Origin of the sequence: Devosia sp. YIM 151766, assembly GCF_030285925.1 — a bacterium.
Taxonomy (GTDB): Bacteria; Pseudomonadota; Alphaproteobacteria; order Rhizobiales; family Devosiaceae; genus Devosia.
The window spans coordinates 485,042-502,442 of sequence record NZ_CP127251.1; the positions used below are offsets into that span (position 1 = coordinate 485,042).

At 64.6% G+C, this 17,401-nt stretch carries 16 protein-coding genes and 1 tRNA gene; 10 read left to right on the forward strand and 7 right to left on the reverse strand.

Annotated elements, in window-relative coordinates; genetic code table 11:
- Window positions 1-162: 162 nt before the first annotated feature.
- Window positions 163-1,644 carry an ABC transporter substrate-binding protein gene (locus O9Z70_RS02360; RefSeq protein ID WP_353057808.1) on the reverse strand — a complete coding sequence of 494 codons (1,482 nt, stop codon included), beginning with the start codon at window positions 1,642-1,644 and terminating at the stop codon, window positions 163-165.
- 174 nt (window positions 1,645-1,818) lie between these two features.
- The gene (locus O9Z70_RS02365) at window positions 1,819-4,341 is read right to left on the reverse strand and encodes a sensor histidine kinase (RefSeq protein ID WP_286020898.1); all 2,523 of its coding nucleotides are present in this window, start codon (window positions 4,339-4,341) and stop codon (window positions 1,819-1,821) included.
- A 291-nt stretch (window positions 4,342-4,632) separates the two neighbouring features.
- Here O9Z70_RS02365 and O9Z70_RS02370 point away from each other — a divergent pair.
- Window positions 4,633-4,709: transfer RNA gene (locus O9Z70_RS02370), tRNA-His, on the forward strand.
- A gap of 15 nt (window positions 4,710-4,724) precedes the next feature.
- On the opposite strand, the gene O9Z70_RS02375 is transcribed toward O9Z70_RS02370, so the two are convergent.
- On the reverse strand, window positions 4,725-6,551 hold the full coding sequence (locus O9Z70_RS02375; RefSeq protein ID WP_286020899.1) for a TadE/TadG family type IV pilus assembly protein: 1,827 nt from the start codon (window positions 6,549-6,551) through the stop codon (window positions 4,725-4,727).
- Between the two features lie 601 nt (window positions 6,552-7,152).
- Between O9Z70_RS02375 and O9Z70_RS02380 the strand changes: the two genes are divergently transcribed.
- The 5 genes from O9Z70_RS02380 to O9Z70_RS02400 all read left to right on the forward strand — a co-directional run bounded on the left by O9Z70_RS02380 (window position 7,153) and on the right by O9Z70_RS02400 (window position 10,887).
- On the forward strand, window positions 7,153-7,413 hold the full coding sequence (locus O9Z70_RS02380) for a hypothetical protein (RefSeq protein ID WP_286020900.1): 261 nt from the start codon (window positions 7,153-7,155) through the stop codon (window positions 7,411-7,413).
- A 107-nt stretch (window positions 7,414-7,520) separates the two neighbouring features.
- The gene (gene hisS, locus O9Z70_RS02385) at window positions 7,521-8,939 is read left to right on the forward strand and encodes a histidine--tRNA ligase (RefSeq protein WP_286020901.1); all 1,419 of its coding nucleotides are present in this window, start codon (window positions 7,521-7,523) and stop codon (window positions 8,937-8,939) included.
- 67 nt (window positions 8,940-9,006) lie between these two features.
- The gene (locus O9Z70_RS02390; RefSeq protein WP_286020902.1) at window positions 9,007-10,071 is read left to right on the forward strand and encodes an ATP phosphoribosyltransferase regulatory subunit; all 1,065 of its coding nucleotides are present in this window, start codon (window positions 9,007-9,009) and stop codon (window positions 10,069-10,071) included.
- Window positions 10,068-10,760: an ATP phosphoribosyltransferase gene (hisG, locus tag O9Z70_RS02395; RefSeq protein ID WP_286020903.1), complete on the forward strand. Its 693-nt coding sequence runs from the start codon at window positions 10,068-10,070 to the stop codon at window positions 10,758-10,760. Before O9Z70_RS02390 ends, hisG begins: the two co-directional genes overlap by 4 nt.
- Window positions 10,753-10,887 carry a hypothetical protein gene (locus O9Z70_RS02400; protein WP_286020904.1) on the forward strand — a complete coding sequence of 45 codons (135 nt, stop codon included), beginning with the start codon at window positions 10,753-10,755 and terminating at the stop codon, window positions 10,885-10,887. Before hisG ends, O9Z70_RS02400 begins: the two co-directional genes overlap by 8 nt.
- Before the next feature lie 16 nt (window positions 10,888-10,903).
- On the opposite strand, the gene O9Z70_RS02405 is transcribed toward O9Z70_RS02400, so the two are convergent.
- Together O9Z70_RS02405 and O9Z70_RS02410 are read right to left on the reverse strand one after the other, a co-directional pair.
- Window positions 10,904-11,293 (reverse strand): GtrA family protein, encoded by a 390-nt coding sequence (locus tag O9Z70_RS02405; protein ID WP_286020905.1) that lies wholly within the window; start codon window positions 11,291-11,293, stop codon window positions 10,904-10,906.
- Window positions 11,290-12,243, reverse strand: a complete 954-nt coding sequence (locus O9Z70_RS02410; RefSeq protein WP_286020906.1) for a glycosyltransferase — start codon at window positions 12,241-12,243, stop codon at window positions 11,290-11,292. Before O9Z70_RS02410 ends, O9Z70_RS02405 begins: the two co-directional genes overlap by 4 nt.
- A gap of 73 nt (window positions 12,244-12,316) precedes the next feature.
- On the opposite strand from O9Z70_RS02410, the gene O9Z70_RS02415 reads away from it, so the two are divergent.
- Entirely contained in the window at window positions 12,317-13,066 is a 750-nt protein-coding gene (locus O9Z70_RS02415) for a TSUP family transporter (RefSeq protein WP_286020907.1), read from the forward strand.
- Between the two features lie 386 nt (window positions 13,067-13,452).
- On the opposite strand, the gene groL is transcribed toward O9Z70_RS02415, so the two are convergent.
- Window positions 13,453-15,093, reverse strand: coding sequence for a chaperonin GroEL (gene groL, locus O9Z70_RS02420; protein WP_286020908.1), 1,641 nt, complete (start codon window positions 15,091-15,093; stop codon window positions 13,453-13,455).
- A gap of 60 nt (window positions 15,094-15,153) precedes the next feature.
- On the reverse strand, window positions 15,154-15,444 hold the full coding sequence (locus tag O9Z70_RS02425) for a co-chaperone GroES (RefSeq protein WP_286020909.1): 291 nt from the start codon (window positions 15,442-15,444) through the stop codon (window positions 15,154-15,156).
- A 183-nt stretch (window positions 15,445-15,627) separates the two neighbouring features.
- On the opposite strand from O9Z70_RS02425, the gene O9Z70_RS02430 reads away from it, so the two are divergent.
- The 3 genes from O9Z70_RS02430 to O9Z70_RS02440 all read left to right on the forward strand — a co-directional run bounded on the left by O9Z70_RS02430 (window position 15,628) and on the right by O9Z70_RS02440 (window position 17,304).
- Window positions 15,628-15,987: a DUF427 domain-containing protein gene (locus O9Z70_RS02430; RefSeq protein ID WP_286020910.1), complete on the forward strand. Its 360-nt coding sequence runs from the start codon at window positions 15,628-15,630 to the stop codon at window positions 15,985-15,987.
- A gap of 91 nt (window positions 15,988-16,078) precedes the next feature.
- On the forward strand, window positions 16,079-16,270 hold the full coding sequence (locus O9Z70_RS02435; protein ID WP_286020911.1) for a hypothetical protein: 192 nt from the start codon (window positions 16,079-16,081) through the stop codon (window positions 16,268-16,270).
- Window positions 16,271-16,341: 71 nt separating this feature from the next.
- Entirely contained in the window at window positions 16,342-17,304 is a 963-nt protein-coding gene (locus O9Z70_RS02440) for a DMT family transporter (RefSeq protein ID WP_286020912.1), read from the forward strand.
- The last annotated feature ends 97 nt before the right edge of the window (window positions 17,305-17,401 follow it).

Consider the following 17,401-nt stretch of genomic DNA (forward strand, 5'->3'; position numbering starts at 1 on the left):
TTCGCCTCCAGCGCCTCCCTCCCCCTTGAGGGGAGGGATCGAGAATGGGGGTGTCGGATGATCAACCAGCGCGGGGTTTGAGGAGGCCGCAGCATCCCCACCCCTTCCCTCCCCTCAAGGGGGAGGGGGCGGGCCTGTGGTTGGGGCCAGATTGTGCCCCTATTATTCCACCCAGCGGATATCCCGCAGCACCACGCCCTCGATGGGGGCGTTGGGCCACATGCCTTCGAGCCGCGCGTTCCACACGCCGGTCTGGGCGAGTTCGAACAGATAGCCGTTGACCGCGTCCTGGGCGATGATGGTCTGGAGGTCCTGCGCCAGGCGCTTGCGCTCGGCCTCGTCCGTGGTGGCATTGAGCGTCTCGTTGAGGGCCTGAACGTCGGGATTGTCATAGCCGAAATAGTAATTGGGATCGGCATAGATGCCAATGTCGAACGGTTCGACATGGGCGACGATGGTCAGGTCGAAATCTTTGTTGGTCAGTACGTCCTCAAGCCATTGCGCCCATTCCATGTTGACCAGATTCAGCCTTATGCCGACCTGGGCGAACTGGCTGGCGATGATCTGGCCGGAAAGCCGCGCATAGGCGACCGGCGGCAGTTTCAGCGTCGCCGAGAAGCCGTCGGGATAGCCGGCTTCGGCCAGTAGCGCCCGGGCCGCGTCCGGGTCATGGGGATAGGTCTCGGTCAGGTCGAGATAATAGGGATGGTGCGGGGCGAAATGGCTGCCGATGGGCACGCCATAGCCATAGGTGGCGCCATCGATGATTTCCTGGCGGTCGAGCGCATGGGCCATGGCCTGGCGCACCCGCAGATCGCTGAATGGCGCCTTGGCATTATTGGTGCCCAGAATGGTCTCACCCTCGGTCGAGCCCACCAGCACCTTGAATTGCGGATTGTTCTCGAACACCGCCAGCGCCTCGGGAGCGAAATTATTGGTGCCGTCGACATCGCCGGCCAGCAGCGCATTGGTCAGCGTCGCCGTATCGCCGATGAACAGATAACTGGCCCTGGTCAAGGCGGGCTTCTCGCCCCAATAGGGGCCATATTGCTCGAGGATCACCCGGCTGCCGCGATCCCATTGCAGGAAAGCGAAGGGCCCGGTGCCGATCGGGTCGGTGCCATTGTTGTCGGCGCTTTCCGGCGCCACGATCACCGCATCGCCGCGCCCCAGATTGAACAGGAACAGCCCGTCCGGCCGCGATAGCTTGAACTCCACATTTTGCGGATCGAGAACCGTCACCGCCTCGATGGGCTCATAAAGCGCCTTCTGCGCATTGACGCTGTCTGCGGCGAGGATACGCTCGAAGGTGAATTTGACATCCTCGGCGTCGAAAGCGCTGCCATCGTGGAAGGTCACCCCCTCATGCAGGGCGAACGTATAGGTGAGGCCGTCCTCGCTGACGCTCCAGCTTTCGGCCAGGCCCGGCTGCACCGCGCCGTTCTGGTCGATGCGGGTCAGGCCCTCGAAGACGTTCTGATAGACCACGATATCGATGGCTTCCGCCGCGCCGGCGGTCGGGTCCAGGGCCGGCGGCTCCAGCGCCACGGCGATGCGGATTTCCGTGGGCTGCGCCATGGCGGCGCCGGCGGTGAGAAGCAGGGCGGCGGCCGCCAGGGCCAGGATCTTGGTCTTGGTCATCATCGTCTCCACGAACCGGGCGCGTTTCCTTCGCCCTGACCTAGCTATAGGCCAAACGGCAGTGCCGGCGCACCTGCCCGGCATGTCAAACTTTTGCCTAATCGACAGTCCGGACAGCAAGAATGACCGGAACCATGGCGCCGCCCGCGGCCGCCGGGGGCATTCCTGGTTTTTTCCCTAATTTTCTTCCGGCTGCGGCAGGGCGGGACGCTCATCCACCAGATCGGCCGGAATCTTGAGGCTGAACAGCAGGCCTTCGGCGCCGGCCGGATCGACCGACAGCGACACCGCATTGACCGCCAGCAGCGAGCGGGTCAGCGCCAGCCCGACGCTGGAGCGCACCGGCGCCAGAACCTGCCCGTCGCGATCGACGCCATCGCGGAACACCACGAAACGCTCGGCCATGTCGACCGCATGGGCGGACGAATCGCGCACATGCACGGCGATGGCGCCGTCATCGAGCCGCTGCGCCGAAATCACCACGGCGCCGCCCATCGGCGTCTGGTCGATGGCGCTGGCCAGCAGGTTCAGCACGGCCTGCGCCAGCGAGGCGCGGTCGGCGGTGACGCGGGGCAGCGTCTCGGAAATGGCATTGCGCACGATGACCCGGCCGGCATTGGCCTGGCCGCGCACGCGCCGCACACAACTTTCGAGCAGGCTCGTGAGGTCGAGGCTCGCCCGCTGCGGCAGGTAGCGCCCGTCGCGCAGCCGCGCATAATCGTCGAGTTCGTCCACCAGGGCGGCGATCTCGCGCCCGGCCCGGGCAATGTCCTCGGCATAGCCCTCGTAACGCTCATTGCCCAGCGCCCCGAAGGCCTGGGACTGGATGAGGTCGGAAAAGCCGACAATGGTATTGAGGGGGCGCCGCACCCCCCGGCTGATCCGCGCCAGCAGCGCCGGGTCCATATCCGCTGGGCCGCCGAGGCGGGCGGGGGCAGTGGTTTCGCGCGGATGGACCAGGCCGAAATAGCCGCTGACCACGCCGGCCTGTCCCAGCGCGAAAAGCAGGATATCGGCGCGCCCATCGGCGGAGCGCAAGGGCAGGCTCGGGCGTGCCGTCTCGGCAAACCGTGCCGGACGTTCGAGAAAGGCGCGCAGGGCCAGGGCGTCGTCCTCGCCAACCAGGGCGGATAGCGGCTTGCCAATCATCGGCTTGCCGCCGCCCAGCAGCGATGCCGCCATGGCGCTGGCGCCGCTGACCGTGCCGGAGCGGCTGGCTTCGACAAAGCCATCGCCGCGGATATCCGCGAAGCTCTGGGCGAAGGCGCGCACCGCCTCCTCGTGACCGGTGCGCACTTCGGTGGTGCTGGCCGAGAGCATCAGCGCCGGGCGGCCCTGCCAGGAAATGGATTGCAGCCGCGCCGTCACCGGCACCAATGTGCCGTCGCGCTGCACCAGATGGTTGACCGGGCCGGCCTCGTGGCCGTCATCGCCCATGGCGGGGAAAACCGCCGCCAGTCCCGCCTGTCGCAGCCCTTCCGCCGAATCATGGCCCACCATTTCGGTGATGGCGCGATTGGCGAACAATATCTGCTGGTCGCGGAACACCAATATGCCCAGCGGCAGCCGGTTGAGCACCAGCGTCTCGCCGCCCAGATTGATCAAGGCGCCGGGCACAGCCTGCGGGCTGGGCGGCGGCGGCGCTCTATCGGGCTGCTGGGGACTGCGCTCGCCCACGCGGTCGGTGAGGATGCGCGACAATTCATCGAAATTATAGCGCGATACCCGCTCGACCATATCGGCTTCCGCCGGCTTTTCCGGCGGGGCAGGGGGCGCGATTTCGGCCTCGGTCGGTTCCTCCGCCGACAAGGGCTCCGGCTGCTCCTCCTCCGGCTCCTCCTCCTCTTCCGGCTCCTCCTCTTCCACCGCTGCGGCGCGGAGCGGGGTGAAGCCGCGGCCCGTCACCCGATAAAGCTGCGCGATCTCGCGGCCGTCGATATCCTCGCCATGGTGCGTCTCCTCGGAAACGGTCTCCAAGGGCTCGGGCGGGTGATCGTCAGCCTCGGTCAGCGGCGCATACAAAGCCTCGTCCGCCGCCAGCCGTTCCACCAGCGCGCTGAGCCGGCCGAAACCATTATCGGCCGCCTCGTCGCCAGGCACCGTCTCCCCGCCATCGGATTCGTCGTTCTCTACCGCAGGTGGAGGGCGCGGCGATGCCGGCTCGTAAACCGCTTCCGCATCGGCATCCTGCCAGCTCCGCAATTCGCGCCGATAAAGGTCGTCGCCCGCCAATTCGGCGGTGGGGATGGCCGCTTCGCCGGCGTCGGGCTGAACCTCGTCGGGCTCGGGGGGAGCGGCGTCGGCCTCGGACAGCTCATCCCGCGCCGTGTCCAGCACCTCCGGATCGATCGGGTCGACGGCCACGATGAGCAGCGCCGTCTCGTCATTTTCCCACTTCAGCGGCGTGGTGGTGCAGGTGGCCGAAACCGGCTTTTCGCCGGCCAGGAACTGGATGCGCGCCAGGCTGGAGCGGCCGCTGGAGCCCAGCCGGATAATGCGCGCCACCTGCCCCTTGATCGGGATGGCCGGCTCGGCGCGTTTAAGCCCCTGCTTCTTGAGCCGGGCCAGGAACAGCCCGGCGGCCCAATTGTTCCAGATCAGGCGCTGGCCATCGCTCGACCACAACCATGCCGGGCGCGCCTCATCGGCATGCCGCAGCACCTTTTGGGCATTCGGCGATGTGTTCCAGGTCTCATTCATAGACTGCCTGTATCGGTCGCTATCCCGGATCTGTGCCATATCGTCACAAAAGTCCGGGTTCTTTATGTGTTCTTCAATATAGTGCCTGTGACGCCGAATCCACCCTCGCGCCGGCACTTCCCTGGCGCATCGGGCGGCATGGTTAAGTGCCATTTGGACAATGGAGCTTTACGGCGGGCGGGCTTTGCCGGGCTGTCCACAGGATAAAATCGGTGCTTGTCATGTCGCCCGTCTCGACCTATGTTCCGCCCGTTTTCGGACGCCGCTTCCCGCCGCGTCCGCAACGGCCCTGCCGCCTTAGCTCAGTTGGTTAGAGCGCTAGATTGTGGATCTAGAGGTCCCCCGTTCAATCCGGGGAGGCGGTACCATTCCTTCCTGGCTTGTTACCGTGTCAGCCGCAGCGCCGAGATATTGCGGGCGATCTGCTGGAAGGCCTCGCGCATCTGGCCGCCATTGGAGGCCAGATAGCTATTGGCCGCGCTGCTGGCGCAATAATTCAGCATGATTGCGGCATTGCTGCCGGACGTGATGTTGAAGCCCACCGTATAGACCTCGACGCCGCTGCCCTTCATGGCGTCGCAATAGGCGCGGGCCTGCGGGTAGGGATCGCCATTGGGCGCGGCGCAATTGATCTGGTCCCCGGTGCCGCCGCTGCCGCTGGTCGAATTGCGCGCCACGACGCCTCGGCAATGCACGGTATTGAACTCGCCATCGGTCATGATGATGGCGGCCTTGAGCGTTTCCGGGTCGTTATAGGGCCCCGGGCGGCTGTCGAAGGGCCAGACATAGCCGAAATTGGGGGCCAGCATGTACCAGGTCCACAAGATGCCGAGGCTCCCCGAGGTCGAACCGGCCGCCGACAGCGCGTTGATCGTATTGCGCAGGACGGTCTTGTTGGCGGTCAGCGGAACGATGGCGCTGGTCAGGCAGCCATTGCCCGAGCCGGCGTAATTGCGTCCGACCAGCGTGGTGCTGGGCGGCAGGTCGTATGGCGTGAGTGCCCGTTCGGTCACGCAGGTCGTTCCGGGAAGGACATTCATCGAGCCGGCCCGGCTCTGGAAGCGGAAATAGGTGCATCCTTCATCCGTGCAATGCAGCTTGCCGGTATTGTTGCTGTAATTTCCCGCGCCGTTTCTAGGCAGGCCGGAAAGGGTCAGCGTATTGGCGTTGCGGCTGGTGACCTGATAGGTGACGTTATTGACGCCGGTCATCCCCGCCACGTCGGTGATATGCACCCAGTCGCCAACGGCATGGCCATGCCCATTGGCGGTGACCTGCAATTGGCAATTGGCCATGCTGCATTTGCGGATTTTGCCGCCACTCCGATAAGTGCTGTAATTATTGCCGTTCTGGTCGCGCAGCTGGAAGCTGTTATTGTTGCGTTCGGTGACCTGATAGGCCCTCCCGTTCAACTGCGTCGTGCCGCTGACCTCCCAGATGAAGACCCAGTCATTGTTCTGATAATTGTGGCCGCTGGAGGTTATGGTGACGGGGCTGTTGCGGGCAGTGCTCACCGCGCTGATATTGCGGATCGTGGTTTCGGCCCACAGCGTCATGCGGCTGATATCCTTCGGCTGGACCAGGGGACCACGCAATCTGTCGGCATAGGTGCCGGCATTGACCGCCTGCGAATAGGGCACCAGCGCGACCTTGGAATAGGTGGGTTCCTGCGAATCCTGGACGATGGTGTCGACGAGGTCGCTCACCGATGTTCTCAGATCGCGCATGTCCTGACTGCTCATCGAGCCGGTGACGTCGAGTGCTACGGCGACTTCGAGATTGACCGAGCCGCGCATGGCCTCGGCGCTGAATGAGGCGCCAAGCTGGTCGACGCCCACCAGGCTCACGAACATGGTGGGAACGGACAGGTCGCCGCCCAGAAACAGCCGCCCGGCCTCCCGCTCGATTAAAATTCTGTCGACCCGCGCGGTGATGCGTGGATCGCCTATCCGCTCCCGGACGATGGCCTCGGCGCGTTCGAGGATCGACGCTTCGGACACGCTGGACAGGTTGATTTCCGGCTGCAAGGCCAGCACCGCCGCATCGAGCGCCGTCTGGGCCCGGGCCCGCGTCTGTTCGAGCGTCACATAATCCACCACCGCGCCGCCCAGCGCCACCAGCACGATGGCCATGACGCCGAAGACCACGGCGAAAACGCCGCTTTCGTCCCGGCCGAAGCGGCGAAGCAGCTTTGTGAATCCAGACATCATTTCGTCCCTGCTCCCAGCCTGTTCGCGAGCCCCTTGCCGACATCGCCGCCATGGTGGCCGCGCAGAAGTCGAAAGCTCATGGCCTGCATTCAGAAGGCTTCGGTGCCATTTTGCCGTTCAAGCACCAAGGAGACGTCAAGCCGCGTGGTTAATATCGGCTTGCGGGCGATGGGCAAAAGCATCCAGGCGCTAACCGGCCATGGATCGTGCTTCGACAAGCTCAGCAGGCTCACCATGAGGTCTGGTCGCGCTCACCGAAAGAGCCGTTGCAACCATGCAACAGATAGGCCGCGCCTGCGGCAAGCTGCCACACCGGCTCTTGCGGCTCACGGCTTCGTGAGTTATCCAGCATTCGTTCGCAATGCCAACCGAGGGAGGCACTCCATGAAGACCATGACGTTCCGCCGCTCGGGGACCATCTGGCATCATTTCGGCCGCCTATAGTTTCGGTCTTTCGGTGAATTTCGGCCTTTTCCCGGCCGGCGAACTTTCAACTCCACCATCGTGAATCGCTGAAACCGGGTCGTTTTGCGTCCGGAATCCGCCATTCTTTTTTTACTTCAACAGAGGCCGGCCGGGTTTTTGCCCGCCGGAAAAGCCAATGTCTTCAAACGTAATTGAAGAGCGCAATGCCGTATTGCGCCTCGAAATCTCCATCGCCGCCGCTGTGCGCGAACGCGGCGTCCTGCTCGTGATCGGCGCGGCCCTGCGCGCCTGGTGGGCGCAATGGCCGGCAAGCTATTCGGAAGTGCCCGCCAGCCTGCGGGCCGATATCGGCCTGCCGCCGGCGGCAGATCCCGATTATCTCGGCATCGGCCTCGACCTGTGGCGGCTTCATCCGCCACTACGGAGATGGCCTTGAAAATGAAAGGCAGCCGGGCCCCGCCCGGCTGCCATCCCGCCCCATCCACTGTTGTCTCATCTGGGCCAATCGTCTAGGAACGGCCCGACTTTCCGCTGGGTTCGCACATGTCCGAAAAGACCAAGCTCATCACGCCTCGCCTGCCGCGCGGCTTCGAAGACCGTACGCCCGGCGAGATTGCCGCCGTGGGGGCCATGATCGACAAGATCAAGCAGGTCTATCAGCGCTATGGCTTCGATCCGGTGGAAACCCCGCTGCTTGAATATACCGAAACGCTCGGCAAATTCCTGCCCGATACCGACCGGCCCAATGCCGGCGTGTTTTCCCTGCAGGACGATGACGAGCAATGGATGAGCCTGCGCTACGATCTGACCGCGCCGCTTGCCCGCTATTTCGCCGAGAATTTCGAGACCCTGCCCAAGCCCTACCGCTCCTATCGGCAGGGCTATGTGTTCCGCAACGAAAAGCCCGGCCCCGGCCGCTTCCGCCAATTCATGCAATTCGACGCCGATACGGTCGGCGCTCCCGGCCCGGAAGCCGACGCCGAAATGTGCATGATGATGGCCGATGTCATGGATGCGCTGGGCCTGGCGGGCCAATATGTGGTCCGCGTCAATAACCGCAAAGTGCTGGACGGGGTGCTGGAAGCGGCCGGCATTACCAGCGACGAGCAGAAGCTGACGGTGCTGCGCGCCATCGACAAGCTCGATAAATTCGGCCCCGAAGGGGTGAAGCTGCTGCTCGGCGCCGGACGCAAGGATGAAAGCGGCGACTTTACCAAGGGCGCCGGCCTCAGCGATGCGCAGGCCGGCCTGGTGCTGGATTATGTTGCGGGCAAGCCGCCCGCCGACAATGCCGGCGTCAACGAACTCGCCGCCATGCAGACCCTGTTCGATGCCGCCGGCTATGGCCCCGACCGCATCAAGATCGACCCCTCCGTGGTGCGGGGCCTCGAATATTATACCGGCCCGGTCTTCGAGATCGAACTCACCTTCAAGGTGCAGAACGAAAAGGGCCAGGACGTGGTGTTCGGCTCGGTCGGCGGCGGCGGCCGTTATGACGGGCTGGTGTCCCGCTTCCGCCGCGAGCCGGTGCCGGCCACCGGTTTTTCCATCGGCGTTTCCCGCCTCGCCCATGCGCTCAAGCTCACCGGCAATCTCGGCGCTGCCGAGCCCGTGGGCCCGGTCGTCGTCCTCGTCATGGACAAGGACCAGACCGCCCGCTACCAGGCCATGGTCAGCGAATTGCGCCAGGCCGGCATCCGTGCCGAAATGTTCCTCGGCTCGACCAAGAATTTCGGCAAGCAGGTCGCCTATGCCGACAAGCGCAATTCCCCCGCCGTCGTCATCGAAGGCAGCCAGGAGCGCGAAACCGGCATCGTCCAGATCAAGGACCTCGTCGCCGGCAAAGAGGCGGCCCGGGCCATCACCGACAATGCCGAGTGGAAAGCCGCCCGCCCCGGCCAGTTCGAGGCGAAGCGGGGCGACCTGGTGGCGGCGGTTCAGAAACTGCTGAGCGAGCAATGATGCGCAAGGCGTACGATAGACCTCATCCTGACAGGCTCACCATGAGGTCTCGACAAGTGCTGGCGCCATGACCAATCCCGCCTATCGCCGCGCCCAGCTTGAAGCGCTTGTCGAAGCTCAGGGCGGGTGCCGCGCCACCCCGCCGCTGCTGCTCAGGGCCGATCCCTATTTCGATCTCGCCGGCGAGGAATTCGGCCGTCGCCTGCTGCTGACCAGTGATGTCACCGGCGCCGAATATTGCCTGCGTCCCGATTTCACCCTGCCCATCGTCACCGATTATATCGGGCAGGGGGCCGGGGAGCCGGCAGCCTTTTCCTATCTCGGCCCCATCTTCCGCCAGCGCGAGACCGGCCCGGCCGAATTCGACCAGGCCGGCATCGAATTGCTGGCGCAGCCGGATGGCGACATCGCGCTCGACCAGGTGCTGACCTTCGCCCGCGCCGCCCTCTCGCTCTATGGTATCGTGCCCCAGGTTCACCTCGGCGGCGTCGGCCTGTTCGAGACCCTGCTGGCGCAGGCCGACATGCCCGATGCCTGGCGCAGCCGCATCCGCCACCGCTTCGGCAATCCCGAGGCCATGGACCGCCTGCTGACCCGGCTCGAACGGGCCGCCGATCATCCGCGCCGCGAACAGCCGGGCCGCGACGACCTCATCGAAGACGTCACCGCCCGCATGGTGTCGGCCGGCCTCAGCCTCTCCGAGGGCCGTATCCCCGCCGAGATCGCCGACCGCTTCCTCGAGCAGCAGGCGCTCGATGCCGCCCATGTGCCGGCCGCGACGCTGAAATTGCTGCGCGATTACCTCGCCATCAAGGGCGATGTGCTCTCCGCCCTGCACCAGGTCGAAGCGCTGGGCGAAAAGCACCGGCTGTTCCTCGGCGTGCCGCTGCGCGCCATTCGCCGTCATCTCGATGGACTGGGCGAGGCCCGCGTCAGCTTCGACGCCAGTTTTTCGCCCCGCCTCGACTATTATACCGGCATCGTCTTCGAGATGCGCGGGCCGGGCGGCGCGATCCTGGTTTCGGGCGGCCAATATGACCGGTTGCTGGAGCGCCTGGGAGCCACGGCGCCGATTGCCGCTTCCGGCTGTGCCCTGTGGATCGACCGGCTCGAAGCGGAGTGGCCGAAATGACCCTCACTCTCGCCGTGCCCTCGAAGGGCCGCCTCGAAGAACAGACCCGCGACTGGTTCGCCCAGCGCGGCCTGACCATCAGCCGTCCCGGCGGCGCCCGCTCCTATCTGGGCTCCATTGACGGCGTGCCCGACATCACCGTGCGCTTCTATCCGGCCGCCGAGATTGCCCGCGAACTCATTCGCGGCAATATCGATCTGGGCGTCACCGGCCGCGATCTCATCCACGAAACCAGCGAGGCCGGCCCCGCTTCGGTCGATTTCGTCCGCAATCTCGCCTTCGGCCAGGCCGATGTCGTGGTCGCCGTGCCCGATGCCTGGATCGACGTGACCCATATGCACGACCTGGCCGATGTGGCGTCCGATTTCCGCTCCCTTCATGGCCGCTGGCTGCGCGTCGCCACCAAATATATCACCATTACCCGCCAGCATTTCGCCCGCGCCGGCATTGCCGAATATCGCATCGTCGAAAGCCTGGGCGCCACCGAAGCGGCGCCGGCCTCGGGCATTGCCGATATCGTGGTGGATATCACCTCGACCGGCTCGACACTGGCTGCCAATGGGCTGCGGGTGCTGGACGATGGCGTGATGCTCAAGAGCGAAGCCAATCTCCTCGTCTCCAAAAGCGCCGATTGGTCGGCTTCGCGCCAGGCCATGCTCGACAGCTTGCTGGCGCGCCTCCATGACTGAGCTCGAAATCGCCTTTGTCGGCCTCATGATCCTTATCGGCGCCGGCGCCATCGTCTATGCCGGCCTGCGCGGTCCGAAACCCGAAAGCCGGCCGGACGGCGATGGGCGCGACGCCGGCGCCGACTAGCAGCATGCAGCTTCGGCTAATGCCTGTCCCGAAACACCAGCCGGTCCGCCGCGACCAGATTGGCCGCCATGCCGGCAAGGCTTCCGGCGGCCACGGCCAGGATCAGGCCGGCGGACGTTGCGGGCAACAGCGTCAGAACCAGGCCGTAGATCAGCCAGTTGACCGCCATGCCCGGCAGCATGGCGAGAAAATAGCGCAATAATTCCCGAGACTTGCCGGTGCCGGCCGCCTTGTCGGCGAAGGCGAAATTGCGGTTGATGAGCCAGGTCGCCAGCACCGCCGCCGCGAAGGACAAGAGCCTGCCCCGGAACGGGCCGAGCAGGGGAGAGGTCAGGAGCAGCACGCCGGCATCGACCAGAAAGCCGATAATGCCGGCCAGGGCGAAGGGCAGGATGCGGCGCCTCACTTTTCATCCTGGGCGCCGGGCGCCGGAATTTCGAGATAGCGCAGCCGTTTGACCTCGCGCCGCCCGGTCACCACGCTGTCCAGGATCACCGCCGTCGCCCCCAGGATCAGCCCGGCGATGATTCCCAGCCCGGCCAATATGGCGGTGGGAAAGCGCGGTACCAGCCCGGTCTCCAGATAATCGAAGATCACCGGCACGGCGAGGAGCACCGAGACCAGCACCACGATCGTCCCCAGCGTCATATAGAGCTGGCGTGGCCGCTCGCGGGCGAAAAGCCGCACGATGGCCACCAGGATCAGCCAGCCGTCCCGGATCGTGCTCAATTTGCTGGACGATCCTTCAATCCTGGCGCTGTAAGCGGTGGGGATTTCGTCAAAGGGGGCGCGCAATTCCAGTGCGTGGATGGTCAGTTCCGTCTCGATTTCGAAGCCTTTCGACAGCGCCGGGAAGGATTTGACGAAGCGCCGCGACAGGGCCCGATAGCCCGACAACATGTCGCTGAAGCCGCGCCCGAATATATTTGCCACCGTGCCGGTCAGCACTTTATTGCCCAGGATATGGCCGGGGCGGAATTCGCCGCCGTCGCCCTGCGTCCGGCGCACGCCCACCACCATGTCGAGGCCGTTATCGAGCAGCATGTCCACCAGCGCCCGGCTCTGGCCGGCATCATAGGTGCCATCGCCATCGGCCATCACATAGACATCGGCATCCACATCGGCGAATTGCCGGCGGACCACATTGCCCTTGCCGCGCTGCGGCACCTGGCGGACCACCGCGCCGGCCGCCGCCGCGGCCGCGGCGGTGCCATCGGTGGAGGCATTGTCGAACACGAAAATGCTGGCTTCCGGCAGCGCCGCGCGGAATGCCGCAATTACCGAGGCAATGACCGCAACCTCGTTGAAGCAGGGCAGAATGACGGCTACATGATTGCCCCTGTAGAGCTTGGTCACGCGGTAATCCTCCTCAGACGCGGCGACATTAGCCGAACAAAGTCGAAAAAGTGTAACGGCCCGAGGCTCATAAATGCTCGATCCCCTGCTCCTGCTCGCTCTCATGGCCGTCGGCATGCTGGCCGGCTTCGTCGACGCCATTGCCGGGGGCGGGGGCATGATCACCGTGCCGGCCCTGCTCTCGGCCGGCCTGCCGCCGGTGGCGGCCCTGGCGACCAACAAGATGCAGAGCGCGGTCGGCACCGGCATGGCGGTGATCACCTATTGGCGGCGCGGCTTCGTCGCCCTGCACAATCTGATACCGGCCATCGCCCTCACCTTTGCCGGCAGCCTGCTGGGGGCCCTGGCCGTCAGCAATGTCGACGTCTCCTTGCTCAATATCGCCGTCCCCGTCGCCCTGATCGGCATCGCGCTCTATTTCCTGTTCGCCCCCAAGCTCTCCGACGCGGACAGCGCAGCGCGCCTGCCCTTCGGCCCGTTCGTGCCGCTGATGGGCTTTGCCATCGGCTTTTACGACGGGCTTTTCGGTCCCGGCACCGGCGCCTTCTTCACCATGGGCTTCGTGGTGTTTTTCGGCCTCGGCCTGACCCGCGCTACCGGCAGCACCAAGGCACTGAATTTCATCTCCAACCTTGCCGCCCTGGTAATCTTCATCCCCGGCGGCCACGTGGTCTGGCCGGTCGCCATCGTCATGGCGCTGGGCCAGCTGATCGGCGGCTATATCGGCGCTCGCACCGGCATCCGCTACGGAGCCAGGATTATTCGCCCGCTGGTCGTCGTGGTCTCTATCGCCATGGCGCTGAAACTGCTGTTCTTCCCATAGAGCGGTTGGGCCCCGCAGCCCATGTCCTGCGCTGACATCACACCGCCCCGGTGTCGCTGTTCGCTCTCCTTCTCCCCAAATCGTCACCCTCGCGTCGTGCGTGAGGGTGACGAGCGGTGATTTTTTTACACCGCGAAAGCGGGAATGACCCCGTGCAAAGAACCCGCCCACGAAAAAGCCCCGGTGTTTCCACCGGGGCTTTCCACGAAGATCGTGACTGGGAAGACGCGATCCTCGAAGTCGCTGTTCTTTTAGGCGGCAAGGCCGCCCGGCAGTCGTCTGCCGCGCCCGCGCAGGGCCAGTATTTGGCCCAGCGCGGCTTTAGCGCGTCGGGCCAAATACGGTATGGCCCGTGAGCGAAAGGAAAATCTAAGTCGCTATGCGACTTAGAAATCCATGCCGCCCATGCCGCCCATGCCGCCGCCGCCCGGCATTGCCGGAGCTGCTTCCTTCGGGGCTTCCACGATGGTCGCCTCGGTGGTGATCAGCAGCGAGGCCACCGAAGCGGCGTCCTGAAGGGCATGCCGCACGACCTTGACCGGGTCGATGACGCCCAGGGCAACCAGGTCGCCATATTCGTCGGTGGCGGCGTTATAGCCGAAGGTCGCCGAGTTGTTCTCGAGAACCTTGGCCACCACGACCGAACCTTCGGCGCCGGCATTGTTGGCGATGCAGCGCGCCGGCTCCTGCAGGGCGCGGCGCACGATGGCGATGCCGGCTTCCTGGTCGGCATTGGCGCCCTTGACCTTGAGGGCGTTCGAGGCGCGGAGCAGGGCAACGCCACCACCCGGCACGATGCCTTCTTCAACGGCGGCGCGGGTCGCGTTCAGCGCGTCGTCGACGCGGTCCTTGCGCTCCTTGACTTCCACTTCCGTGGAGCCGCCGACGCGGATCACGGCGACACCGCCGGCCAGCTTGGCCAGGCGTTCCTGCAGCTTCTCGCGGTCGTAGTCCGAGGTGGTTTCCTCGATCTGCGCCTTGATCTGGCCAACGCGGGCCTGGATGTCTTCCTGGGTGCCGGCGCCATCGACGATGGTGGTGTTTTCCTTGGTGATCTCGACGCGCTTGGCGGTGCCGAGCATGTCCAGGGTCACGTTTTCGAGCTTGATGCCGAGATCTTCGGAAATCACCTGGCCGCCGGTGAGGACGGCGATGTCTTCCAGCATGGCCTTGCGGCGGTCACCGAAGCCCGGAGCCTTGACGGCGGCGACCTTGAGGCCGGCGCGCAGGCGGTTGACCACCAGGGTCGGCAGCGCTTCGCCATCGACGTCTTCGGCGATGATCAGCAGCGGGCGCTGGGACTGAACGACGGCTTCCAGGATCGGCAGGATGGCCTGCAGGTTGGAGAGCTTCTTTTCGTGCAGCAGGATATACGGGTCCTCGAGGGTCGCCGTCATCTTTTCGGTATTGGTGACGAAATAGGGCGACAGGTAACCGCGGTCGAACTGCATGCCTTCGACGACGTCGAGTTCGGTCTCGGCGGTCTTGGCTTCCTCGACGGTGATGACACCCTCATTGCCGACCTTCTGCATCGCCTCGGCGATCATGTCGCCGATGGAGCTTTCGCCATTGGCCGAAATGGTGCCGACCTGGGCGACTTCGGAGGAGGAGGTGATGCCCTTGGCCGAAGCCTTGAGCGATTCGACGACCTCGGCCACGGCCAGGTCGATGCCGCGCTTCAGATCCATCGGGTTGAAGCCGGCGGCGACGGCCTTGACGCCTTCGACGACGATGGCCTGGCCCAGAACGGTGGCGGTGGTGGTGCCGTCGCCGGCAACATCATTGGTCTTGGAGGCGACCGAACGCAGCAGCTGGGCGCCCAGGTTCTCGAACTTGTCTTCCAGTTCGATTTCCTTGGCGACCGACACGCCGTCCTTGGTGATGCGCGGGGCGCCGAACGACTTTTCGATGACGACGTTGCGGCCCTTGGGGCCGAGCGTGACCTTCACCGCATTGGCGAGGACATTGACGCCGCGCAGCATCTTGTCGCGGGCCTCGGTGGAGAATTTGACTTCCTTGGCGGCCATTTATGGCTCCTTGAAAATATCGGTTGTTGAGGGGACGAAAAAACAGGCGTGAGAAGCGGATTAGGCTTCGATCACACCCATGATGTCGCTTTCCTTCATGATGATCAGGTCTTCGCCATCAAGCTTGACCTCGGTGCCGCTCCACTTGCCGAACAGCACGTGATCGCCGGCCTTGACGTCCAGCGCATTGATCTTGCCGTTTTCGTCGCGGGCGCCGGGGCCCACGGAAACGATCACGCCCTCGGAGGGCTTTTCCTTGGCGGTATCGGGGATGATGATCCCGCCCTTGGTCTTTTCTTCACTGTCGACGCGACGGACGACGACGCGGTCATGTAGGGGACGGAAGCCCATGTCTGCTCCTCTTGGCATCATTGCTAATGCGAAAATCGGGACCTGTTAGCACTCGACTGTTGTGAGTGCTAGCAAGCGATACGGATATAGGAAGCGAGGCCAAGCAGAGTCAAGGCGCGTGAACCGAAGTTTTTTCTCGTGCGTTGTACGGTCAGTCCATCCGTTCACAACAAGGTGCCGATCATGGCCGACAGCCCTCTTGCCGCTCCCGCGATCCAGCCCGTTCCCGGCCGGGTCCATATTGTCTTCGACGACGCGGAGATTGCCAGCTCGACCCGGGCATTGCGGCTGGAACGGCCGGGCGGCAAAGATCTGGTCTTCGTGCCGCTGGACGATGTCCATCCCGGCATTCTCGAGGCCTCGGAAACCAGCCGCGACGACGACGGCCCCGGCGTCGCGCATTTCTACAACATCAAGACCCTCACCGCCGATGGCGTCGACGAAGCCTGGTATTATCCCTATGCCGAGGGGCCTTTCGCCCCCATCCGCGACCTGCTGACCTTTGGCGGCGACCGTATCCGCGTGGAGGTCACGGAGGTTTAGCAGCCACCGGGCCTCAGGCGACCGCTACTCCCCCATCGAGTTTTTCTCATTGCCTCTTCCCCCCGCGCCGAGACTGGGCCATAACCTCATCATGAGCGAAAAATCCTCCCTTCAGATCAAGTTACGCCGTACCGGCGGCGTCGGCCCCAATGCGAACTGGCACTGGGAAGTGCAGGATGCGGACGGCAAGGTTCTCAAGACCGGCAGCGCCGTCGGCCCCGAGCACAAGGCCTTCGCCACCGCCCGCATCGCCAAGGAAAAGCTGGAAGCAGCCGACAAGTAACGCTCCGGACTTGCCGCCCGGCTCCGCCGGAAAGATGCGGCGCGGGGAGCCCGGATAGGACCGAGTTGACCATGTCTGCCGCTGAGATCGACGCCAAGCGCCAGTCCAGTCGGGTGAGTGAACCATTGCGCGGCATCGTGCTCAAAGTGGCATCGGTCTGCTGCTTCGTGGTCATGGCCACCATGCTCAAAGCCACGCAAACCGTGCCGGCGGGCGAAATGGTGTTCTTCCGGTCCTTCTTCGCGCTGCTTCCGGTTCTCGTCTGGCTGGTCGGGCGCGGGCGCCTCGCCGATGCCTTCGCCACCAAGAGACCGCTGGGCCATGTCGTGCGCGGCCTGGTCGGCGTCGGCTCGATGAGCCTGGGCTTTTTCGCCCTGACCCGCCTGCCGCTGCCGGAAGCGACGGTCATCCAATATGCCTCCCCGCTGCTGATCGTCATTTTTTCGGCGGTGCTGCTGCGCGAGCGCGTCTATCTCTTCCGCTGGACCGCGGTGCTGATCGGGCTGGTCGGGGTCCTCATCATTCTCTGGCCGCGGCTCACCGTCTTTTCCGGGCAATCCACCGCCGAGGACGCCGAGGCCATCGGCGCCCTGGCCGCTTTTACCGCGGCGATCCTGTCGGCCTTCGCCATGTTGCAGGTCCGCACCCTGGTACAGACCGAGCGCACCGAAACCATCGTCACCTATTTCTTCATCAGCGCCAGCGTGCTGAGCCTGCTCACCCTGCCATTCGGCTGGGTCTGGCCCAGTCCGCAACAGGCCGCCCTGCTGGTCGGGGCGGGCATTGTCGGCGGTATCGGCCAATTGCTGCTCACCTCCTGCTATCGCTACGCCGATATGTCGGTGATCGCCCCGTTCGAATATGTGTCGCTGATCCTCACCATCATCATCGGCTTCTTCATCTTCGCCGATATCCCGACATTGCCCATGCTGGTCGGCAGCGTCATCATCGTCGCCTCCGGCATCGCCGTCATCCTGCGCGAACGCCAATTGGGCCTCGACCGCTCCCGCGACAAGGAAGCCTCGACGCCCTGACCGGCGCTGTCGGCATTTGCGGGGAGGGGCTATCGCATGCAGCTTCGATAGCGCCTCGTTCTCTTTCTCGGAAGAGTGGAGATTTTGGACCAGGGAA

What these genes read in the sequence shown, in the direction of transcription:
- O9Z70_RS02400 (WP_286020904.1), top strand. Translation starts at nt 10,753, where the DNA reads ATGACTGAGCTCGAAATCGCCTTTGTCGGCCTCATGATCCTTATCGGC.
- O9Z70_RS02360 (WP_353057808.1), bottom strand. Translation starts at nt 1,644, where the DNA reads ATGATGACCAAGACCAAGATCCTGGCCCTGGCGGCCGCCGCCCTGCTT.
- hisG (WP_286020903.1), top strand. Translation starts at nt 10,068, where the DNA reads ATGACCCTCACTCTCGCCGTGCCCTCGAAGGGCCGCCTCGAAGAACAG.
- O9Z70_RS02375 (WP_286020899.1), bottom strand. Translation starts at nt 6,551, where the DNA reads ATGATGTCTGGATTCACAAAGCTGCTTCGCCGCTTCGGCCGGGACGAA.
- O9Z70_RS02365 (WP_286020898.1), bottom strand. Translation starts at nt 4,341, where the DNA reads ATGAATGAGACCTGGAACACATCGCCGAATGCCCAAAAGGTGCTGCGG.
- groL (WP_286020908.1), bottom strand. Translation starts at nt 15,093, where the DNA reads ATGGCCGCCAAGGAAGTCAAATTCTCCACCGAGGCCCGCGACAAGATG.
- O9Z70_RS02425 (WP_286020909.1), bottom strand. Translation starts at nt 15,444, where the DNA reads ATGGGCTTCCGTCCCCTACATGACCGCGTCGTCGTCCGTCGCGTCGAC.
- O9Z70_RS02440 (WP_286020912.1), top strand. Translation starts at nt 16,342, where the DNA reads ATGTCTGCCGCTGAGATCGACGCCAAGCGCCAGTCCAGTCGGGTGAGT.
- O9Z70_RS02390 (WP_286020902.1), top strand. Translation starts at nt 9,007, where the DNA reads ATGACCAATCCCGCCTATCGCCGCGCCCAGCTTGAAGCGCTTGTCGAA.
- O9Z70_RS02430 (WP_286020910.1), top strand. Translation starts at nt 15,628, where the DNA reads ATGGCCGACAGCCCTCTTGCCGCTCCCGCGATCCAGCCCGTTCCCGGC.
- O9Z70_RS02415 (WP_286020907.1), top strand. Translation starts at nt 12,317, where the DNA reads ATGCTCGATCCCCTGCTCCTGCTCGCTCTCATGGCCGTCGGCATGCTG.
- hisS (WP_286020901.1), top strand. Translation starts at nt 7,521, where the DNA reads ATGTCCGAAAAGACCAAGCTCATCACGCCTCGCCTGCCGCGCGGCTTC.
- O9Z70_RS02380 (WP_286020900.1), top strand. Translation starts at nt 7,153, where the DNA reads ATGTCTTCAAACGTAATTGAAGAGCGCAATGCCGTATTGCGCCTCGAA.
- O9Z70_RS02435 (WP_286020911.1), top strand. Translation starts at nt 16,079, where the DNA reads ATGAGCGAAAAATCCTCCCTTCAGATCAAGTTACGCCGTACCGGCGGC.